The following is a 16,669-nucleotide window of genomic DNA, read 5'->3' as shown; positions in this document are numbered from 1 at the left end:
TGCTATTATATGCTTACCTTACTTTAAAAATCATATCTACTATTTCCTATGGCCATATATAAGCTGAAAATCAACGGCCGAAGCTACGAGGCCGACGTTGAATCAGACACCCCTTTGCTGTGGGTGCTGCGCGACAACCTGGGGCTGGTCGGAACCAAGTATGGTTGCGGAATTGCGCAGTGCGGTGCCTGCACGGTGCATGTCAATGGCAACGCCACCCGTTCCTGCGTGCTGCCGGTTTCCTCCGTCGGCGACGCCAGCGTCACCACCATCGAAGGGCTGTCCGCCAACGGCGACCACCCGGTGCAGCAGGCCTGGGACGAAGTGGACGTGGCTCAGTGCGGCTACTGCCAGGCAGGCCAGATTATGACGGCCGTGGCCTTGCTCAACAAGAACCCGAACCCGAGCACAGCGGATATAGAAAACACCATGAACGGCAACATCTGCCGCTGCGGCACCTACCACCGCATCCGCGAAGCCGTTGCCTTAGCCGCCACTAAAACCAAATAGCCATGTCGACTCTATCCAAACCAAGCAGACGCAATTTTATGAAGCTGGCTGCCACTGCGGGTGGCGGGCTTTTCCTGGGCTTTAGCTGGACCGGCTCCCTGGCGTCGGCCCTCGAGGTGGTGAGCGACACCGCCATTGCCGCAGGCGAAATTAATTTTAACAGCTATTTAGCGCTTTCCCCGGATGGCATCTTGACCATTCTCTCCCCGAACCCTGAGCTGGGCCAGAACATCAAGACTTCCTTCCCGATGATTGTGGCCGAGGAGTTGGATGCTGACTGGACGAAGGTGAAAGTGGTGCAGGCGCCGCTCGACACGAAAAAATTTGAGCGCCAGGTAACGGGTGGCAGCGGGGCTGTGCCGCACTCGTGGGAGCGCCTGCGCAAAGCGGGAGCCACTGCGCGCCACATGCTCGTTGAGGCTGCCGCCAAACGCTGGAAAGTACCTGCAAGCGCGCTCAAAACAGAAAATGGCTTTGTGCTGAACCCTGCCAACGGCAAGAAACTGAGCTACGGCGAGCTGGCTACTGAGGCTTCCAAAGTGCCGGTGCCGGAGAATGTGAAGCTGAAAGACCCGAAGGATTTTAAGCTGATTGGTACGGCAGTCCGCAACGTGGACAACCACGAGATGGTAACGGGCAAACCACTTTACGGGCTTGATTTCTACAAAGAGGGGATGCTGTTTGCGATGATTCAGCGCCCGACGGCCTTTGGTTTGAAACTGAAATCAGTAGATGCCGCAGCAGCAAAAGCCATGCCCGGCATTGTGGACGTGGTGACGTTCAAAAACAACGTGGCCGTGGTGGGCAAATCGACATGGCAGGTGAACAAAGCCCGCAAAGCCCTGAAAGTAGAGTATGAGCCAGAGGCGGCGCTGGAAAGCAGCGCGGACCATGACCGCATATTTAAAGAGCTCCTCAACAGCCCGAACGCAGAAGTGCGCCGAAAAGACGGGGATGTGGAGGCTGCTTTCAAATCGGCTGCCAAAGTCATCAAGAGCGAATACCAGTGCCCGTTCCTGTCGCACAGCCCGATGGAGCCAATGAACTTTTTTGCGCATGTGCGCCCGGACGGGGTGGAACTGGTGGGCCCGACACAAACACCGGAACGGGCCCGCGACCAGGTGGCCGAACTGCTGAAAATAGCCCCGAAGAAAGTGACGGTGCAGCTGACCCGCCTCGGCGGCGGATTCGGTCGCCGGCTAAGTGCTGATTTTGCCCTGGAGGCTGCCGAACTCTCCAGCATCATCAAAGCACCCGTTAAGGTTATCTGGACCCGCGAAGACGATATGACCGGCGGCACCTACCGTCCGGCGGTGCGTTACCGTTTTGAGGCGGCTCTCGATGCCAATGGCAACATGATTGGCTACAAGCTGCGGGGCGTAGGCATGAACTCCGGCAACCCGACCCGTGAGGACAACTTCCCCTCAGGTGCCGTAGACAACCTGCTGATCGATTCGGTGGAGCACAAGTCTCCTATCACCACCGGCCCCTGGCGCGCGCCTATCACCAACTTCCTGGCTTTTGCCGAGCAGTCGTTTCTTGATGAAGTAGCGCATGCCGCTGGCAAAGACCCGGTGCAGTTTCGGCTGGAGCTGCTGGACAAAGCCAAGAAAACGCCAGTTGGGGAAATCAAATACGACATAAACCGCATGAAAGGCGTGATAGAACTGGCCGCCGAGAAATCGGGCTGGGGCAAGAAGAAAGGCGTGGCGCAGGGGTTCAGCGTTTACTTTTCGCACCGCTCCTACGTGGCGCAGGTGGGAGAGGTAGTGATGGAAAATAAAAAGCCGGTGCTCACGAAGATATATGCGGCCTCAGACTGTGGCATGGTGGTGAACCTGAGCGGTGCGAAACAGCAGGTGTGCGGTGGTATCGTGGATGGTTTGAGCCATGCTATGTACAGCAACCTGACGTTTAAAAATGGTGCGCCAGAGCAGCAGAACTTCAACTCGTACCGCCTGATCCGGATGAAGGAAATACCGGAAGTAGAGGTGCACTTTGTAAATAACGGCATTGACCCGACAGGTCTGGGTGAACCGGCGCTTCCACCGACAGGCGGTGCCGTGGCAAATGCCATCTTCAAGGCTACCGGCAAGCGCCTCCGCAGCCAGCCGTTCGTGGAACAGGAAGAGTTGAAAACGGTTTAGGTAGAGAACCTGTCAATCCCAGTTTCGCTGACTATATATAAACATGCCGTCGGGTGAGGGTTGATGCCATTGACCGGGCGGCATGTTTAAGTTTCTGGGTAGAGCTAAGCATGTATTATATATAGCTGCTAAATGTTAGGCCGTGCTATTTTAGGGACATATATAAGCCGTAATTAGCTGCACTTTAAAACTGACAAACTTTTTATAACCAAATATTATGAGCTTATTAAAATATGAGTATATGGAAGCCCCGATTGGCTCTTATAATCATCAACTTGGACAACTTATCAAGAAAGTTCGACATTACAGAGAAAATGTTTCTATAGATGAGTTTAAAGCTGCAATACCAGAATTAAAATCGGTAGAAGAAAAATTACAGCGTTTTGATGAGGAAATTGGTGAAGATAGGAGAGATTATCTTGAAGAGATAATGGATGAACTTGAGAAGGAGTCTGAAATTGAGAACCAACTATTAGAGGAAATTGAATGGTCTTCTCAAGCGATTGTCTCTGCTCTATATAATACCGATTTTTCTATTGATGAGTATTCTTTTGAATTCAGAGGTAGTGGAGCTACATTTTGGATTGAGTTTTATGGATATAGAGGGCAAGAAATTAATAATGCCTTGAATGTTGTCAAAGAATCTTTCCGGGCCGCGTGCTACAAATTTGGTATTGTATTTATAGACAAATCTGCAGAAGATAATTAAAAGATAGCAGCTTTCGACACCTAAACGTCAGATGGATTTCAACATTGTTAACGTTGCTTCTTTTCTATTATGCTGGACTTCGGGAGACATGTCTTTCGGTCGTCGTTTAGCCAAGTACAGTGTCGATAGCCAATTCTATGCAAAATACCTGTGGCTGCTGCCAACAAAGCAAAGCCATATATAGCCACATCGGCTCGAAGAGAATTTTATATGCTAAAGGACAAACACGGAAGAACGATAAACTACCTGAGGCTGGCCGTAACGGATAGGTGCAATCTGCGGTGCTTTTACTGCATGCCGGAGGAGGGAATCGACTGGCTGGGCCGGGAAGAGCTGATGAGCTACGAGGAAATGCTGCATCTTTGTTCGGTGTTTGTGAAAACGGGCATTGAGAAAATTCGCATCACGGGCGGTGAGCCCTTTGTGCGGAAAGGCTTTATGCCCTTTCTCACAAAACTCTCTCAGCTGGATGGGCTGCAGCAACTGACTATTACCACGAACGGCGTGCTGACAGCTCCTTTCGTGCCGGAACTCAAGAAAATCGGCGTCCGATCCGTCAACCTCAGCCTCGATACCTTAGACCGCAACCGTTTTTTCGCCATCACGCGCCGCGACGAACTGCCAAGCGTGCTGGAAACCCTTGAGCAACTGCTGCACCATGAAATCGACGTTAAGCTGAACGCCGTGGTGATGGAAGGCAAAAACACCGACGACATCCTGCCGCTGGTGGCGCTCACCAAAGACCTGCCTATCAGTGTGCGTTTTATCGAGGAAATGCCCTTTAACGGCGACGAAGCTCACGCTAAAAGTTTGGGCTGGGACCATGTGCAAATTCTGGAAACGATAAAGGAAAAATATCCGGCTATATATAAACTGGTCGACCCGCCTTTCTCCACTTCCTTCAATTACCAGATTCCGGGGCACAAAGGAAACGTGGGCATCATAGCCGCCTACACGCGCTCCTTCTGCGGCACCTGCAACCGCATCCGGCTCACGCCGCTGGGCGATCTGAAAACCTGCCTTTACGGGGGCAGCGTGCTCAATTTTAAAGACCTGCTTCGCAGCGGGGCAACTGAAGAAGAAATCCAGGCTGCGCTCTATAAAGCTGTAAACCAGAAGGACTTAAACGGATGGGTGGCCGAGAAGAACAACACAGGCCGTTCCTCTTTAAGCGCTTCGATGGCCACGATTGGTGGGTAGCTTCAGTGTAGAGTCAAGAGCAGCCAACCCCCTTTTACTACTGACTTATCAGCATCAAACTATCTTTCTGCGTCAGCCAATTCAGATCAATTACTTATTGAAGCATATATGGTTAAAGTGGAAGAGGCGGAAGCCATCATTCAGGCGGAGGTTCGGGGTTTTGGAACAGAGGCCGTGGCGTTTGATCAGGCGCTGGGCCGGGTGCTGGCCGAAGACCTGAAAACGGACCGCGACCTTCCTCCCTTCAACCGCGTAGCCATGGATGGCATCGCCATCGCTTATGCTGCTTTTGCCGAGGGCAGACGTTCTTTCACCATTCGGGCCACACAGGCCGCCGGAGACGCGCCGGTAGACATAAAGACGGCGGCAGAATGCATCGAAATCATGACCGGGGCAGCCCTGCCTCCCTCCACAGACACGATCATCCGCTACGAAGATCTCTCGATAGAGAACGGCATAGCGACCATTCTAACAGCCGAAATCAGCAAGGGACAGAACATACACCCGCAGGGAAAGGACAAAAAGCGGCACGAGGTGGTGGCTTCAGCCGGACAAGTTATATCTCCCGCGCTGGTGGGCATGGCCGCTGCCGTGGGCGCGACAGAATTACAGGTGAAAAAGCTGCCGAAGGTGGTGGTCATCTCAACGGGAGATGAACTGGTGGGAGTGGAGGAAACGCCGCTGCCTTTCCAGATCAGGCGCTCCAACAGCTATATGGTACAGGCCGCCCTGCAGAAATACCAACTGCACGCCCACCTCCTGCACATACCCGACGATGCCGCCGCCATAGATAATCAGATAGCCAAGTGCCTGCAGCAGTACGAGGTAATCATCCTGAGTGGCGGCATCTCCATGGGCAAGTTCGATTATGTGCCGCAGGTGCTGGAAGCGCTGTCGGTGCAGCAACTGTTTCATAAAGTGCAGCAGCGGCCGGGTAAGCCTTTGTGGTTTGGGAAGCACGACAGCGGAGCCGTGGTACTTGCGCTGCCCGGCAATCCGGCATCCACGTTCATGTGCCTGCACCGTTACTTCCTGCCTTGGCTTGAGGCATCGTTGGGTATATATAAACCGGACAGGTACGCTGTTCTGAACGGGGACATCACCTTCAAGCCACCGCTGCAATACTTTTTGCAGGTGACCCTGCACATGAATGCGCAGGGTCAGATGCTGGCCACGCCGCTGGAGGGAAACGGCTCCGGCGACTTTGCCAATCTGGTAGAAGCGGACGCTTTTCTGGAACTCCCGCAGGATAAAGTTAACTTTACAAAAGGAGACGTTTTCAGAATATGGCCGTTTAAGTAGAGGCAAGGCATTAATTTGCCTGGCTTGGCTTGAGAGATAAGCAGTAATATAAAGGACTTATACTTAGAGAAATAGAGGAAATGAACTTAGTCCTCGTGTAAGTCAATTCCTAAAAGTAAAATCAGAAAAATAACCCTAACATGAGTGAATTTTCGCACCTGGATGAGAAGGGGAAAGCCATGATGGTGGATGTGGGCGGCAAGCAGGTAACGCAGCGCACCGCCACCGCCCGATGCACGGTGGTGCTGCCGCGCGAGGTACTGGAGAAACTGAACGAAGGCGATATCCAGACCAAAAAGGGATCGGTGTTCCAGATTGCCACGATCGCCGGCATCATGGGCGCGAAGAAAACAGGCGACCTGATTCCGCTTTGCCACCCGCTGGGCCTCGACAACTGCCAGATAGAACTCCACCTGAACGAACAGCAGGAACTGGTGATTGACTGCACCGCCAGCATCACGGCAAAAACAGGCGTGGAGATGGAGGCGCTGGTAGGAGCCTCGGTGGCCGCCCTGACGGTATATGACATGTGCAAGGCCCTGAGCCACGACATCGTTATCAAGGAAACGAAGCTGCTAGCAAAAACAGGAGGGAAGCGTGACTTTAAAAGAGCATAAAAAGCACAGCGCTATAGCCAGGCCCGCCCACGGCAACTTTGCCCGCAACGAGTGGGCCATCGTGGGCGCTCCCTGCGGGGAGATAAAAGCATTGGCCGATAAAGTGATCGCTGCCCTTTCGCCCCAATATACCTGTGGGTATGTAGATGCCTCCCATGCGCAGGCAGATGCGGGAGCCGCCCAGCCTGGCCGACTGGCAGCAGGTGCCGCAGCGGTATATACCGACCAAATCAGCCACCACCAGTTCGAGTATAAAGAGCAGCCGAATTCGTTTCAGTTCCGGCAGCTTTTCTCGGAGATGGATTTAGTGCTGGTAAACGGCAACCACCAGCATGCGAAAGCGCAGGTAGTCGTGATGGATGAAAGCAAAAAAGCCTCGCTGCAAAAAAGGCTCTCGCAACTCACCAATGTGTCGCTGTTTCTGCTGGCCGACAATGCAGCGGAAGTGTTTGAATTTGTGCGGGAGGCGGTGCCGGGGTGGCAGGAGTTGCCCATATATAAGCTGAGCGATTCGAAGAAGATCATCGCATTTTTGGAGCAGGAAATGCGGCGGGCAAAGCCGGTGTTGCAGGGCTTGGTGCTGGCAGGCGGGAAGAGCCAGCGCATGGGCCGCGACAAAGGAGCCATTGCGTGGCATGGCAAGGCGCAGCGCTACCATATGGCCGACCTGCTCGGCGAGGTTTGCGGGGAGGTTTATATATCCTGCCGCGCCGAACAGCAGCCCGACCTGAACAGGAGCTATAAAACCTTGCCTGACACTTTCACCGGCCTTGGACCGTACGGGGCGATCCTTTCGGCTTTCCGGGAGCAGCCGGACGCTGCGTGGCTGGTGGTGGCCTGCGACCTGCCGCTGCTGGACCGGCAGACGCTGCAGCAGCTAACGGCGCAACGGAACACCGCTGCCATTGCCACTACCATTGAGAGTCCGCATGACGGTTTTCCGGAGCCACTGATTGCGATATGGGAACCGAAAAGTTACGCTGTGCTGCTTTCGTTTCTGGCCCAGGGCTACACCTGCCCCCGCAAAGTTTTAATTAACAGCCATATCAGGCTGCTAAAGCCACTGAACCCGAATACCCTGCTGAACGTGAACACGCCGGAGGAGTTGGAGCAGGTAAGGCAGATGATGCCGTAGTTGGTGATGCAGCAAAGTGTCAGCTTCAGGCAAAGGAATGGGAGCGTTCCATGAGGCTTTCCTACATAAACAGCGAAGGCCCCTGTATCAGGGGCCTTCGCTGTTTATGTAGGAAAGCTATCTTATTATCATCGTACAAAGCGCAGCTCAACTGTATTTATTGTAACACCTTGAAACTCGACCGGCTCCATCCCTAAGTCTTCAACATTCAGTTCCAAATTAAGATTGGACTCTGTTAAGCTGTTGACTTTAAAAGTGGTTTCCTGGTTGTCAGCGTTGGTGATGACGATCTTCTGCTCATTATCTGTGAACTTCCACTTACCGGAATCCATCACGCCATTCGACGTTCCGGTAAAGGTGCCGTCCTTCTCAAATTTAATTTTAGTAGAACTGATGTTAAACTGTTCGGCTAAATCTTCCTCTCCGGCCAGTTGCAGCAGAAGTGCCAGTGAGGTACCCTGCACATAAATTCCCTCCCCGGTCCACTCTTTCTCGGTCAAAAGGGCGGTTTTGGGAGACATATCCTCGCTGTCATCATCGTCTTTACAGCTTGAAAGGGACAGGCTGAACAGTGTCACCAGCAGCAGGGCGATCAGTCTCAAATTTCTCATAGGTCAGATTATATAGGTAAAGCGTTTTAAAGAGCTAACGTAAAGAATAGATAAATAGATAAAAGGAGTCTTTATACTTTTGGTAAGTGTTATATATGTAGCTAGCAGGTTTATGCCTTGGCCGGTTGGGTGCCACTGCTTCGCGCCTGTTATATGCTCCCAGGAAGAAACGCTTCTCTGGTAAAGCCTATGGCTTCACGAGCCTTATTTCCACCTTAATCGGGGTTCCGTCTGGTAAATTCCTGATTGGGCCCAGATCCACGTTCAGGAGGTCGGCAAGCAGTTCTACCTGCCCCTTAGACACGCTGGTGCCGAGGTGCAGGTTTTCTTCCGTCAGTTCGTTCACATCCGCCTCGCTGAGGCCCAGGAAATCGAAATAGATTTTCGTCTCGTCTTCGTTGAAGCGCCAGTCTCCGTCAAAAGTCAGGCCCTCGCTTTCAGCTATATAAGTGTTGTCTTCGTGAAACGTGAGCCGCAGTGTCCGCACGTCCGGCGCATCCGGCGGAATGGCCCCCGTCTGCGTCACGTCAATGCCCATCATCAGGACTTTATCGCCCTGCCACGGGTGCGCCGTAAGAAGCTCTGTTTTAGAAGGGCCTACCTCCTTGTCCTCCTCGTGGCGGTCGCAGGCAACAAAAAGGGGAAGGGTGAGAAGCGCCAGCAGGAGCGGGCGTAGTTGTTTTGTCATCTTTCAAAAAAGCTATAGTGTATCTTGAGTATATTGTAAGAACGATATTTATAGCGGAAAGATGCTTTTGCCACACAGTTATGGGGATTATTTTTTAAATGATATTAACCTCCGGGTGCAGCCGGATGCCGAACTTTTCTTCCACCGACGTGATGATGTCGTAAGCCAGTTGCCGCACCTGCCCGCCGTTAGCCCCGCCGTAATTTACCAGCACCAGCGCCTGGTTTTTATGCACGCCATAATTGCCGATTACTTTGCCTTTCCAGCCGCATTGCTCTATCAGCCAGCCAGCGGGCACTTTCACCGCGCCGGGGCTAACGGGGTAGGAGGGGAGGTGCGGGTACTGCGCTTTCAGTTGCTCGAATTGCTGCAGCGGAATCTCCGGGTTTTTGAAGAAGCTGCCCGCGTTGCCGATCTGCTTGGGGTCGGGGAGTTTGCTTTGGCGGATATGGCACACGGCGGCGCTGACGTCCTGGATGCTGGGCTGCTGCACCTGCATTTCCTGCAGCGTGGTGGTGATGGCGCCATAGGAGGTGTTGAGGATATGTTTTTTAGACAGTCTGAACACAACTGCCGTCACCACAAACTGCCCTTTCAGCTCATTTTTGAACACGCTCTCGCGGTAGCCAAACCGGCAGGTGGCATTGTCGAACAGATGCACCCTGCCGGTTTGCAGGTGTACGGCCTCCAACTCATGGAAAACATCTTTCAACTCCACGCCATATGCCCCGATGTTCTGAAGCGGCGCGGCGCCCACCGTGCCCGGTATGAGTGACAGGTTCTCGACGCCGCCGTAGTTGTGCCGCAGGGCATATAGCACGAAGTCGTGCCACACTTCGCCGCCGCCCGACTTTATATATACCTCGTCCTCGTTTTCGTGCAGTAGTTCTATGCCCCGGATGCCGTTCTGCAGTACCACCCCCTCAAAATCTTTGGTGAAGAGCAGGTTACTGCCGCCTCCCAGCACCAGTTTTTCAAGGGACTGAACCTCTGGTAAAGTCAACAGCTGCTGCAGTTCCTCCACATTTTCGAAGCGGGCAAAGAAGCGTGCTTTCACGTCGATGCCAAAGGTGTTGAGTTCTTTCAGTGGGAAGTCGGGCTGCAGGTTCATAAGCTGTTTTTTGCAAAGATAGGGCTGGGAGTTAAGAGTTGAAAGTTATGAGTTTTGAGTTAAAAGTTTAAGACTGTGTGTAGCTGAGGTGGCGCGGGGATGAGTTATATATAGATTATATGCTGCCGCACCAAAGCACCAGGTAAGCCAATGCATTTACAAGCTATATAACCTCTAACTCATAACTTTCAACTCTTAACTCTCAAGCCTATCTTTGTGGTTTATATATAGACTATGGCGAAGCCGAAACAGAACGGGAATTTTAACATGACGGTCACCACGCTGGCCGGGCTGGAGGAGGTGCTGGCCGAGGAACTGCGTGCCCTGGACATGGAGTACATCAAGGTGGGCACCCGGGCCGTGACCTGCTCCGGCAACCTGCGCCAGCTCTACGAAGCCAACCTGTGGTGCCGCACGGCTATCCGCATCCTCAAGCCGTTCCGCAGCTTTAAGGCCCGCGACGAGCAGGATTTATATGCCCAGGTGCAGAAGACAGACTGGTCGGAGTACCTGGACCTGAAGCAGACGTTTGCCATCAGCGCCGCCGTGAGCCACTCTACCTTCGAGCACTCGCTGTTTGTGGCGCAGCTCACCAAAGACGCCATTGTGGACCAGTTCCGGAAAGCTACCGGCGAGCGCCCCTCCGTGGATTTGGTACACCCGGATATACGCCTGAACCTGCACATGCACGAGAACATGGTCACGCTCTCGCTCGACTCGTCCGGCGACTCACTGCACCGCCGGGGCTACCGCCTACAAACCAACGTGGCCCCGCTGAACGAGGTGCTGGCGGCAGGCATCATCGGGCTGAGCGGCTGGGACAGGAAATCTCCCTTCATCGACCCGATGTGCGGCTCGGGCACCTTGCTGATTGAGGCCGCTATGATGGCGCAGAACATCGCGCCGGGCCTGTACCGCCGCGACCCCTATGGGTTTGAGAACTGGAAAGACTACGATGCCAGCCTGCTGGAGATGGTCTGGAAAACCGCCGAGGCCAAAGCCTCTTTTACCCCCAAAGCCCGAATCATCGGCTACGACATTGACCCGGATTACGTGCAGGCTGCCCGCAACAACATCGACAATGCGGGGCTACAGGATATAATTAAAGTGGAGGAGGCCGACTTCTTCAAAACGGAGGCGCCTGCGCAATCGGGGGTGGTGGTGATGAACCCGCCCTACAACGAGCGCATCCTCTCCGACGACATCAACGAACTTTACAAGAACATCGGCGATACGCTGAAGCACAACTACCAGGGCTACGATGCTTTTGTGTTCACCGGAAACCTGGAAGCCGCCAAGCGTGTGGGCCTGAAGGCTTCACGCCGCATCCCGCTGTACAATGGCCCCATCGAGTGCCGCCTGCTGAAATACGAGCTGTACCGGGGCAGCCGCAGGAGCGGAGTGGAAGAAAATGAGTAACTCCCTTCTCTTGCTATATAAATCGTATATGAACTAAGTTGACTGTTCTACAGCCGCCTATATATAAAAAGCATCGGGAGCACCTGTTACAGGTGCTCCCGATGCTTTTTATATATAAACTTAGCTTTTATATCCTTCTGATCTGCGCGCCGATGGCGTTCAGGCGACCGTCGATGTTCTGGTAGCCGCGGTCTATCTGCTCCACGTTGTCGATGATGCTGGTACCTTCGGCAGACAGGGCGGCAATCAGCAACGCAACTCCGGCCCGGATGTCAGGCGAGGTCATCCGGATGCCGCGCAGGGGTATCTGGTTGTTCTGCCCGATGATGGTGGCGCGGTGCGGATCGCAGAGGATGATTTGGGCACCCATATCTATGAGCTTGTCGACGAAGAACAGGCGGCTCTCGAACATTTTCTGGTGAATGAGCACCGTACCCTTCGCCTGCGTCGCCACCACCAGCGCCACGCTCAGCAGGTCCGGCGTCAGGCCCGGCCAGGTGTGGTCCGACACGTTCAGGATGCTGCCGTCTATATAGGTGTCCACCTCGTAATGGTCCTGCGCGGGTATATAAATGTCATCGCCCCGGAACTCCATTTTGATGCCCAGGCGCTGGAATGTCTCCGGTATCAACCCTAACTCAGGGATCTTGCAGTTCTTGATGGTGATCTCGGAGCCCGTCATGCCAGCAAGGCCGATAAAAGAACCAATCTCGATCATGTCCGGCAGCATGGCGTGTTCGGTGCCGTGCAGTTTCTCCACCCCCTCAATCGTCAGCAGGTTAGAGCCTACGCCGGTGATTTTCGCGCCCATGCGGTTGAGCATGCGGCAGAGTTGCTGCACGTACGGCTCGCAGGCGGCGTTGTAGATGGTGGTGGTGCCCTCGGCCAGCACGGCGGCCATCACGATGTTGGCGGTGCCGGTGACGGAGGCCTCGTCCAGCAGCATATAGGCGCCCTTCAGGCCTTCAGTTGTGACATCGAAGAAGCTCTCCTCCGAGTCATATTCAAAGCGTGCGCCCAACTTCTCGAATGCGAGGAAATGTGTGTCGAGGCGGCGGCGGCCAATCTTGTCGCCGCCCGGCTTGGGCATTTTCGCCTGCCCGAAGCGGGCCAGCATCGGACCCACAATCATCACGGAGCCCCGGATGGCACGGCCCTGCTCCACAAACTGCTCGGTTTCGAGGTAGTCAAGGTTCACATGGTCTGCCTGGAAAACATAGGTGTCGGGGGCAGTTTGCTCCACCGCCACGCCCAGGTCGCGCAGCAGCTCGATCAGTTTATTTACATCCCGGATGTCGGGCACGTTGGAGACGGTAACGGGTTCGGAGGTCAGCAGCACCGCGCACAGTATCTGGAGCGCCTCGTTTTTTGCCCCCTGCGGGTATATATCGCCTTTAAGTTTGTTTCCGCCTATTACTTCGAATGAAGCCATGCAGTATTATTTGTTTCTTTGGTTAGAAGAAGAGGTTCTCACGTTTTTGCGGGGCCGGTTGTCGCCGCTGCCGCGGTTTTGCTGGGGCTGGTTGCTGCGCTGGCTCTGGCCCTGGTTCTGGTTGTCCTGCTGTGGCTTCACATTCGACTCAAACAGGTTGTTGCGCTCAATATAAGCCAGGTCCATGTTCAGCTTGCCCTTCGACAGTTGCCGGATATCATCCAGAATCACCCCGTCGGTGATGCTGTCTTTGTTATAGGAGCGGTACAGCGTTTTCATCAGCTTGCCCAGCGAGACAATGGCCGCCTCGCGCTCCTGCTCGTCCTCCAGCTCCGTGGCCCGCTCTATCAGCAGCTCCACGTTTTTGCCGTAGTGCTTGTAGCGGGGCGTGTCCAGGGGGTACTCTATTTTCTGGGGCTTGTCGTTGAGGTACTCCATGGCGCTCAGCTTGTAGGGCGCATCCACGTCCAGGGTAGAGCCGGACATCACGTACAGGTGGTTCCAGAGCTTCTGCTGGTAATCCTGTGTGTCGCGCAAGGTTGGGTTCAGCTTGGCCATCAGGTTGATGAGCAGCTGCGAGAGCCGGGTGCGCTCGGCACGGTCCTCCACCTTGGTTATATAGTTCACCAGGTCCTGCACGTTGCGGCCGTATTCGCGCAGCAGCAGGTCTTGTTTAAAAGTGGTACTCGCTTCCATTATTTCTTTTATATGGATTCAAAATTAGAAATTTGAGCGCAGAATGGCCCAAGGCTTTACTAAAAACTTTCTGGGCCGTGCCGGGGTGTACACAAAGCACAGGCTATGCGATCAGGTATACGGCGCCACACCAGCAAGGTAGAGGCGGGGGCTATTTTAGCTTGGCCCCGTTCGGCACCGGCGCGCCGGGCTGCGCCAGCACGATATGGCCATGCTCGTCCTCAAAGCCGGTCACCAGCACCTCCGACATAAATTTACCGATCTGCTTATTGCCCAGGTTTGTGACGCAAAGCACCTGCCGGCCCACCAGATCCTCCGGCGTGTACCTGTTCGTAATCTGCGCACTCGACTTTTTCAGCCCCAGCGGCCCCAGGTCCACCAGCAGTTGGTAGGCCGGCTGTCGCGCCCCCGGGAAGGGCCGGGCCTCTACAATGGTGCCCACCCGGATGTCTGTCTGCTCAAAGTGCTGCCAGGTAATCAGGGCTGGCTCATCAGGAAGTGTATGCATAAGGCCTGAAGCGCTCCGGTAGCGCCTGGTCACAATTTGCCTACAAGATAGGGTTTTCTTCTGAATATACGGCTATATATAAAGCCAAGCCCGGCCTCAGCTAGGAGCAGGCTTCGCTATATATATAGCTTAACATAGAAGGTCTTACTCACTCTTCAGCGATACGACCGGGTTAGCCATGGCGGCTTTCACGGCCTGTGTGCCCATCGTAAGCAGCGCTATCACCAGTGTGGCAACCCCAGCCATTAGAAAGGGACCATACCCCAGGTTGATGCGGTACGTGAAGTCCTGCAGCCAGAGCGTGATCAGGTAATAGGCAATAGGCACGGAAATGACGAAGGCAATCAACACCAGTTTGATGAACTCCTTTGAGAACAGGTAGGTGATATTGAGGATGGAGGCGCCGAGCACTTTACGGATACCTACTTCCTTGGTGCGCTGCGCCGCCATAAAGGCAACCAAGCCATACAGACCCAGGCAGCCAATGAAGATGGCGATAAAGGAGAAAATCTTGAACAGCTTGTTTTGCCGCGCCTCGTCCTGGTAAAAGTTGGCGATGGTTTCGTCCAGGAACTCGTAGCTGAACACATCATCCGGGTAAACCATGTTCCAGACTTTTTCCAGGTGCTGCAAAGCCTCCTGCTTTTTGCTCAGGTCTATTTTGGCGGAGAGAAAATGATAATTGCCAGGGCTGGTCATTAAGATGGAAGGGTCGATGGGTTGCTGGAGCGGGTTCTGGTGAAAGTCTCCCACTACCCCGATGATGGTAACTTTGTAGTCTCTGCCAAGCTGAATAGTCTTGCCGACAGCTGCTTCCGCACTGGCAATGCCCAGCTTGCGGCGCATGGTCTCGTTTATGAGCGCTGCGGTTGAGTCGCCATCGGAGTAAGGGCGCCCGGCCACCAGCTCTATATCATAGAGGTCCAGGTAGTGCTCATCGGCGAATTTCATGTTTGCCTGGAAGTTGGCAGGCTCGCTGGAATTGTTGTAGGCGAAGCCGGAGCCCCAGGTCATGTTGGCAGAGGGCGGCGCAGCGGCAAGGCTCACCTTTCGGATGGCCGGGCTGTTCAGCAGTTCCTCGCGCAACGGCATAATCTTTTTCCCCGCCTGGTTGGGTAGCTGCACCGTGACCACGGCCTCCTTGTCAAAACCCAGCGATTTGGTCCGGAAGAAATCCATTTGCTCGTTTACCAGAATGGTGCAGATGATGAGCACCTGGCATATGGTGAACTGCAGCACCACCAGCCCCTGCCGGATTGGCAGCCCCGCCACCTGCTGCGTGGAAATCCGGCTCTTGAGGGCCGTAATCGGTTGAAAATTCGACAAAATCAAGGCCGGGTACAGGCCCGCAAAAAGCGTGACCAGCAGCACCTCTGCCACCAGGAACAGCAGCAGCACCGGGTCCTGCAGCAGGATGAAGGACATCTGCAACTCCAGCAGGCTGTTGAGATAAGGCAGGGCCAGCTCCACCAGCATCACAGACACAAAGGTGGCCAGCAGCGTGATCAGGAGTGTTTCGCCGATAAACTGCATGACCAGCTGGCGCTTGCTGCTGCCCATAACTTTGCGTACGCCCACTTCCTTGGCCCGCTTCACGGCCTGCGCTGTAGCCAGGTTCACAAAGTTGATGCAGGCCACCAGCACCAGAAAAACCCCTATCAGGGCCATCGACCATATAATCTCTCGCGGGATAGTGCGCTGGCTGTAGTTGCCATAGTCGGGGTTGAAGTGGATATCGCTCAGGGGCTGCAGCGAAGAGCTTTCTTCTCCCTTCCTGTCCTCAGGCTTGTGCCGCTCTACGAACGCTGTGATTTCCGCTGCCTTGGCTTCCGGGTCTGCGCCTTCCGGCAGCAGCACATACAGTTGCTGGTTACTGGACAGGACGTCATACCCGTCGAGCGGCAGCGAAGAGTAGCTCTTGAAGGAAGGGTAGGATATCAACATCACGAACGGAAAATCGGTATTGGAAGGAAAGTCCGGGATGACGGAGGTGACCTTCAGGGTGAGGCTGTTGTTAAATTTGATCACTTTTCCGACGGCCTTGCCCCCGGGGAAATATTTGTCGGCCGTGGCCTGTGTGAGTATCACGTTGTTGGGCTCCGCCATGGCCGGGGCGGGGGCTGCGGGACCTGTGTCAAAATCAAACATCTCAAAAAAGGCGGGCTCCACAAAACCAATGGCTCCCTCTTCCAGAAAGCGCTTCGGGGCGGCGCCGTTGTCACTGACGATATTAATCTGGGCGCCCTCCTCGCTGTAGATCTGGGTGAGGTTCTCCATGCCCAGCTTGCCGTTGCTGCGCAACAGCTCCGGTACGGGGAAACGGGCGCCGGTGTGCTGCACCAAACCGTCAGCATACACCTGCTCAGTATTGACACGGTAGATGCGGTCGGCTTTGCTATGAAAGGCATCGTAACTCAGCTCGTACTTGATGACCAGGAAGAGCAGAATGCTGCAGGTGATGCCCAGCGCCAGCCCGGCAATGTTCAGCAGGCTGTAACTCTTGTTGCGCAGCAGCGAGCGGAAGGCAGTGAGGAAATACAACTTCAACATAGTTTTAGGTTTGAGTGTGTGCTGGCCGGAATCA

At 54.3% G+C, this 16,669-nt stretch carries 15 protein-coding genes; 8 read left to right on the top strand and 7 right to left on the bottom strand.

Annotated features, from left to right (window positions below; genetic code table 11):
- Positions 1-48: 48 nt before the first annotated feature.
- From GSQ62_RS02635 to GSQ62_RS20610, 7 genes are all read left to right on the top strand, one after another.
- Positions 49-510 carry a (2Fe-2S)-binding protein gene (locus tag GSQ62_RS02635; RefSeq protein ID WP_161888068.1) on the top strand — a complete coding sequence of 154 codons (462 nt, stop codon included), beginning with the start codon at positions 49-51 and terminating at the stop codon, positions 508-510.
- Between the two features lie 2 nt (positions 511-512).
- The gene (locus GSQ62_RS02630) at positions 513-2,657 is read left to right on the top strand and encodes a xanthine dehydrogenase family protein molybdopterin-binding subunit (RefSeq protein WP_161888067.1); all 2,145 of its coding nucleotides are present in this window, start codon (positions 513-515) and stop codon (positions 2,655-2,657) included.
- 217 nt (positions 2,658-2,874) lie between these two features.
- Entirely contained in the window at positions 2,875-3,366 is a 492-nt protein-coding gene (locus tag GSQ62_RS02625) for a hypothetical protein (RefSeq protein ID WP_161888066.1), read from the top strand.
- A gap of 210 nt (positions 3,367-3,576) precedes the next feature.
- Positions 3,577-4,566 (top strand): GTP 3',8-cyclase MoaA, encoded by a 990-nt coding sequence (gene moaA / locus GSQ62_RS02620; protein ID WP_161888065.1) that lies wholly within the window; start codon positions 3,577-3,579, stop codon positions 4,564-4,566.
- A 108-nt stretch (positions 4,567-4,674) separates the two neighbouring features.
- Positions 4,675-5,868, top strand: a complete 1,194-nt coding sequence (locus GSQ62_RS02615; RefSeq protein WP_161888064.1) for a molybdopterin molybdotransferase MoeA — start codon at positions 4,675-4,677, stop codon at positions 5,866-5,868.
- A 140-nt stretch (positions 5,869-6,008) separates the two neighbouring features.
- Positions 6,009-6,485, top strand: coding sequence for a cyclic pyranopterin monophosphate synthase MoaC (gene moaC, locus GSQ62_RS02610; RefSeq protein WP_161888063.1), 477 nt, complete (start codon positions 6,009-6,011; stop codon positions 6,483-6,485).
- On the top strand, positions 6,466-7,620 hold the full coding sequence (locus GSQ62_RS20610; RefSeq protein ID WP_202621828.1) for an NTP transferase domain-containing protein: 1,155 nt from the start codon (positions 6,466-6,468) through the stop codon (positions 7,618-7,620). Before moaC ends, GSQ62_RS20610 begins: the two co-directional genes overlap by 20 nt.
- 128 nt (positions 7,621-7,748) lie before the next feature.
- Here GSQ62_RS20610 and GSQ62_RS02600 read toward each other — a convergent pair whose 3' ends face one another.
- The 3 genes from GSQ62_RS02600 to murB all read right to left on the bottom strand — a co-directional run bounded on the left by GSQ62_RS02600 (position 7,749) and on the right by murB (position 10,030).
- On the bottom strand, positions 7,749-8,231 hold the full coding sequence (locus tag GSQ62_RS02600) for a lipocalin-like domain-containing protein (protein WP_161888062.1): 483 nt from the start codon (positions 8,229-8,231) through the stop codon (positions 7,749-7,751).
- Between the two features lie 187 nt (positions 8,232-8,418).
- The gene (locus GSQ62_RS02595) at positions 8,419-8,919 is read right to left on the bottom strand and encodes a hypothetical protein (protein WP_161888061.1); all 501 of its coding nucleotides are present in this window, start codon (positions 8,917-8,919) and stop codon (positions 8,419-8,421) included.
- A gap of 94 nt (positions 8,920-9,013) precedes the next feature.
- The gene (murB, locus tag GSQ62_RS02590) at positions 9,014-10,030 is read right to left on the bottom strand and encodes a UDP-N-acetylmuramate dehydrogenase (protein ID WP_161888060.1); all 1,017 of its coding nucleotides are present in this window, start codon (positions 10,028-10,030) and stop codon (positions 9,014-9,016) included.
- 234 nt (positions 10,031-10,264) lie between these two features.
- On the opposite strand from murB, the gene GSQ62_RS02585 reads away from it, so the two are divergent.
- Positions 10,265-11,449 carry a THUMP domain-containing class I SAM-dependent RNA methyltransferase gene (locus GSQ62_RS02585; protein WP_161888059.1) on the top strand — a complete coding sequence of 395 codons (1,185 nt, stop codon included), beginning with the start codon at positions 10,265-10,267 and terminating at the stop codon, positions 11,447-11,449.
- A gap of 127 nt (positions 11,450-11,576) precedes the next feature.
- Here the strand turns inward: GSQ62_RS02585 and murA are convergent, their stop codons facing one another.
- The 4 genes from murA to GSQ62_RS02565 form a co-directional block, all read right to left on the bottom strand.
- Positions 11,577-12,881: a UDP-N-acetylglucosamine 1-carboxyvinyltransferase gene (gene murA, locus GSQ62_RS02580; protein ID WP_161888058.1), complete on the bottom strand. Its 1,305-nt coding sequence runs from the start codon at positions 12,879-12,881 to the stop codon at positions 11,577-11,579.
- A 6-nt stretch (positions 12,882-12,887) separates the two neighbouring features.
- Complete coding sequence (locus tag GSQ62_RS02575; protein ID WP_161888057.1) at positions 12,888-13,577, bottom strand: DUF4290 domain-containing protein; 690 nt, start codon at positions 13,575-13,577, stop codon at positions 12,888-12,890.
- Positions 13,578-13,728: 151 nt separating this feature from the next.
- Complete coding sequence (locus GSQ62_RS02570; protein WP_161888056.1) at positions 13,729-14,085, bottom strand: tRNA-binding protein; 357 nt, start codon at positions 14,083-14,085, stop codon at positions 13,729-13,731.
- A 144-nt stretch (positions 14,086-14,229) separates the two neighbouring features.
- A complete protein-coding gene (locus GSQ62_RS02565) occupies positions 14,230-16,635 on the bottom strand; it encodes an ABC transporter permease (protein WP_161888055.1) in 2,406 nt (801 codons plus the stop codon).
- Positions 16,636-16,669: the final 34 nt, after the last annotated feature.

The organism is Pontibacter russatus (genome assembly GCF_009931655.1).
GTDB lineage: Bacteria > Bacteroidota > Bacteroidia > Cytophagales > Hymenobacteraceae > Pontibacter > Pontibacter russatus.
Note: the sequence above shows the minus strand (reverse complement) of the source record. Positions and strands in the feature narration are given on the sequence as shown.

Bases quoted from the DNA above. Each gene is read 5' to 3' on its own strand.
- GSQ62_RS02635 (WP_161888068.1), top strand. From the start codon at position 49: ATGGCCATATATAAGCTGAAAATCAACGGCCGAAGCTACGAGGCCGAC.
- GSQ62_RS02630 (WP_161888067.1), top strand. From the start codon at position 513: ATGTCGACTCTATCCAAACCAAGCAGACGCAATTTTATGAAGCTGGCT.
- GSQ62_RS02625 (WP_161888066.1), top strand. From the start codon at position 2,875: ATGAGCTTATTAAAATATGAGTATATGGAAGCCCCGATTGGCTCTTAT.
- moaA (WP_161888065.1), top strand. From the start codon at position 3,577: ATGCTAAAGGACAAACACGGAAGAACGATAAACTACCTGAGGCTGGCC.
- GSQ62_RS02615 (WP_161888064.1), top strand. From the start codon at position 4,675: ATGGTTAAAGTGGAAGAGGCGGAAGCCATCATTCAGGCGGAGGTTCGG.
- moaC (WP_161888063.1), top strand. From the start codon at position 6,009: ATGAGTGAATTTTCGCACCTGGATGAGAAGGGGAAAGCCATGATGGTG.
- GSQ62_RS02600 (WP_161888062.1), bottom strand. From the start codon at position 8,231: ATGAGAAATTTGAGACTGATCGCCCTGCTGCTGGTGACACTGTTCAGC.
- GSQ62_RS02595 (WP_161888061.1), bottom strand. From the start codon at position 8,919: ATGACAAAACAACTACGCCCGCTCCTGCTGGCGCTTCTCACCCTTCCC.
- murB (WP_161888060.1), bottom strand. From the start codon at position 10,030: ATGAACCTGCAGCCCGACTTCCCACTGAAAGAACTCAACACCTTTGGC.
- GSQ62_RS02585 (WP_161888059.1), top strand. From the start codon at position 10,265: ATGGCGAAGCCGAAACAGAACGGGAATTTTAACATGACGGTCACCACG.
- murA (WP_161888058.1), bottom strand. From the start codon at position 12,881: ATGGCTTCATTCGAAGTAATAGGCGGAAACAAACTTAAAGGCGATATA.
- GSQ62_RS02575 (WP_161888057.1), bottom strand. From the start codon at position 13,577: ATGGAAGCGAGTACCACTTTTAAACAAGACCTGCTGCTGCGCGAATAC.
- GSQ62_RS02570 (WP_161888056.1), bottom strand. From the start codon at position 14,085: ATGCATACACTTCCTGATGAGCCAGCCCTGATTACCTGGCAGCACTTT.
- GSQ62_RS02565 (WP_161888055.1), bottom strand. From the start codon at position 16,635: ATGTTGAAGTTGTATTTCCTCACTGCCTTCCGCTCGCTGCTGCGCAAC.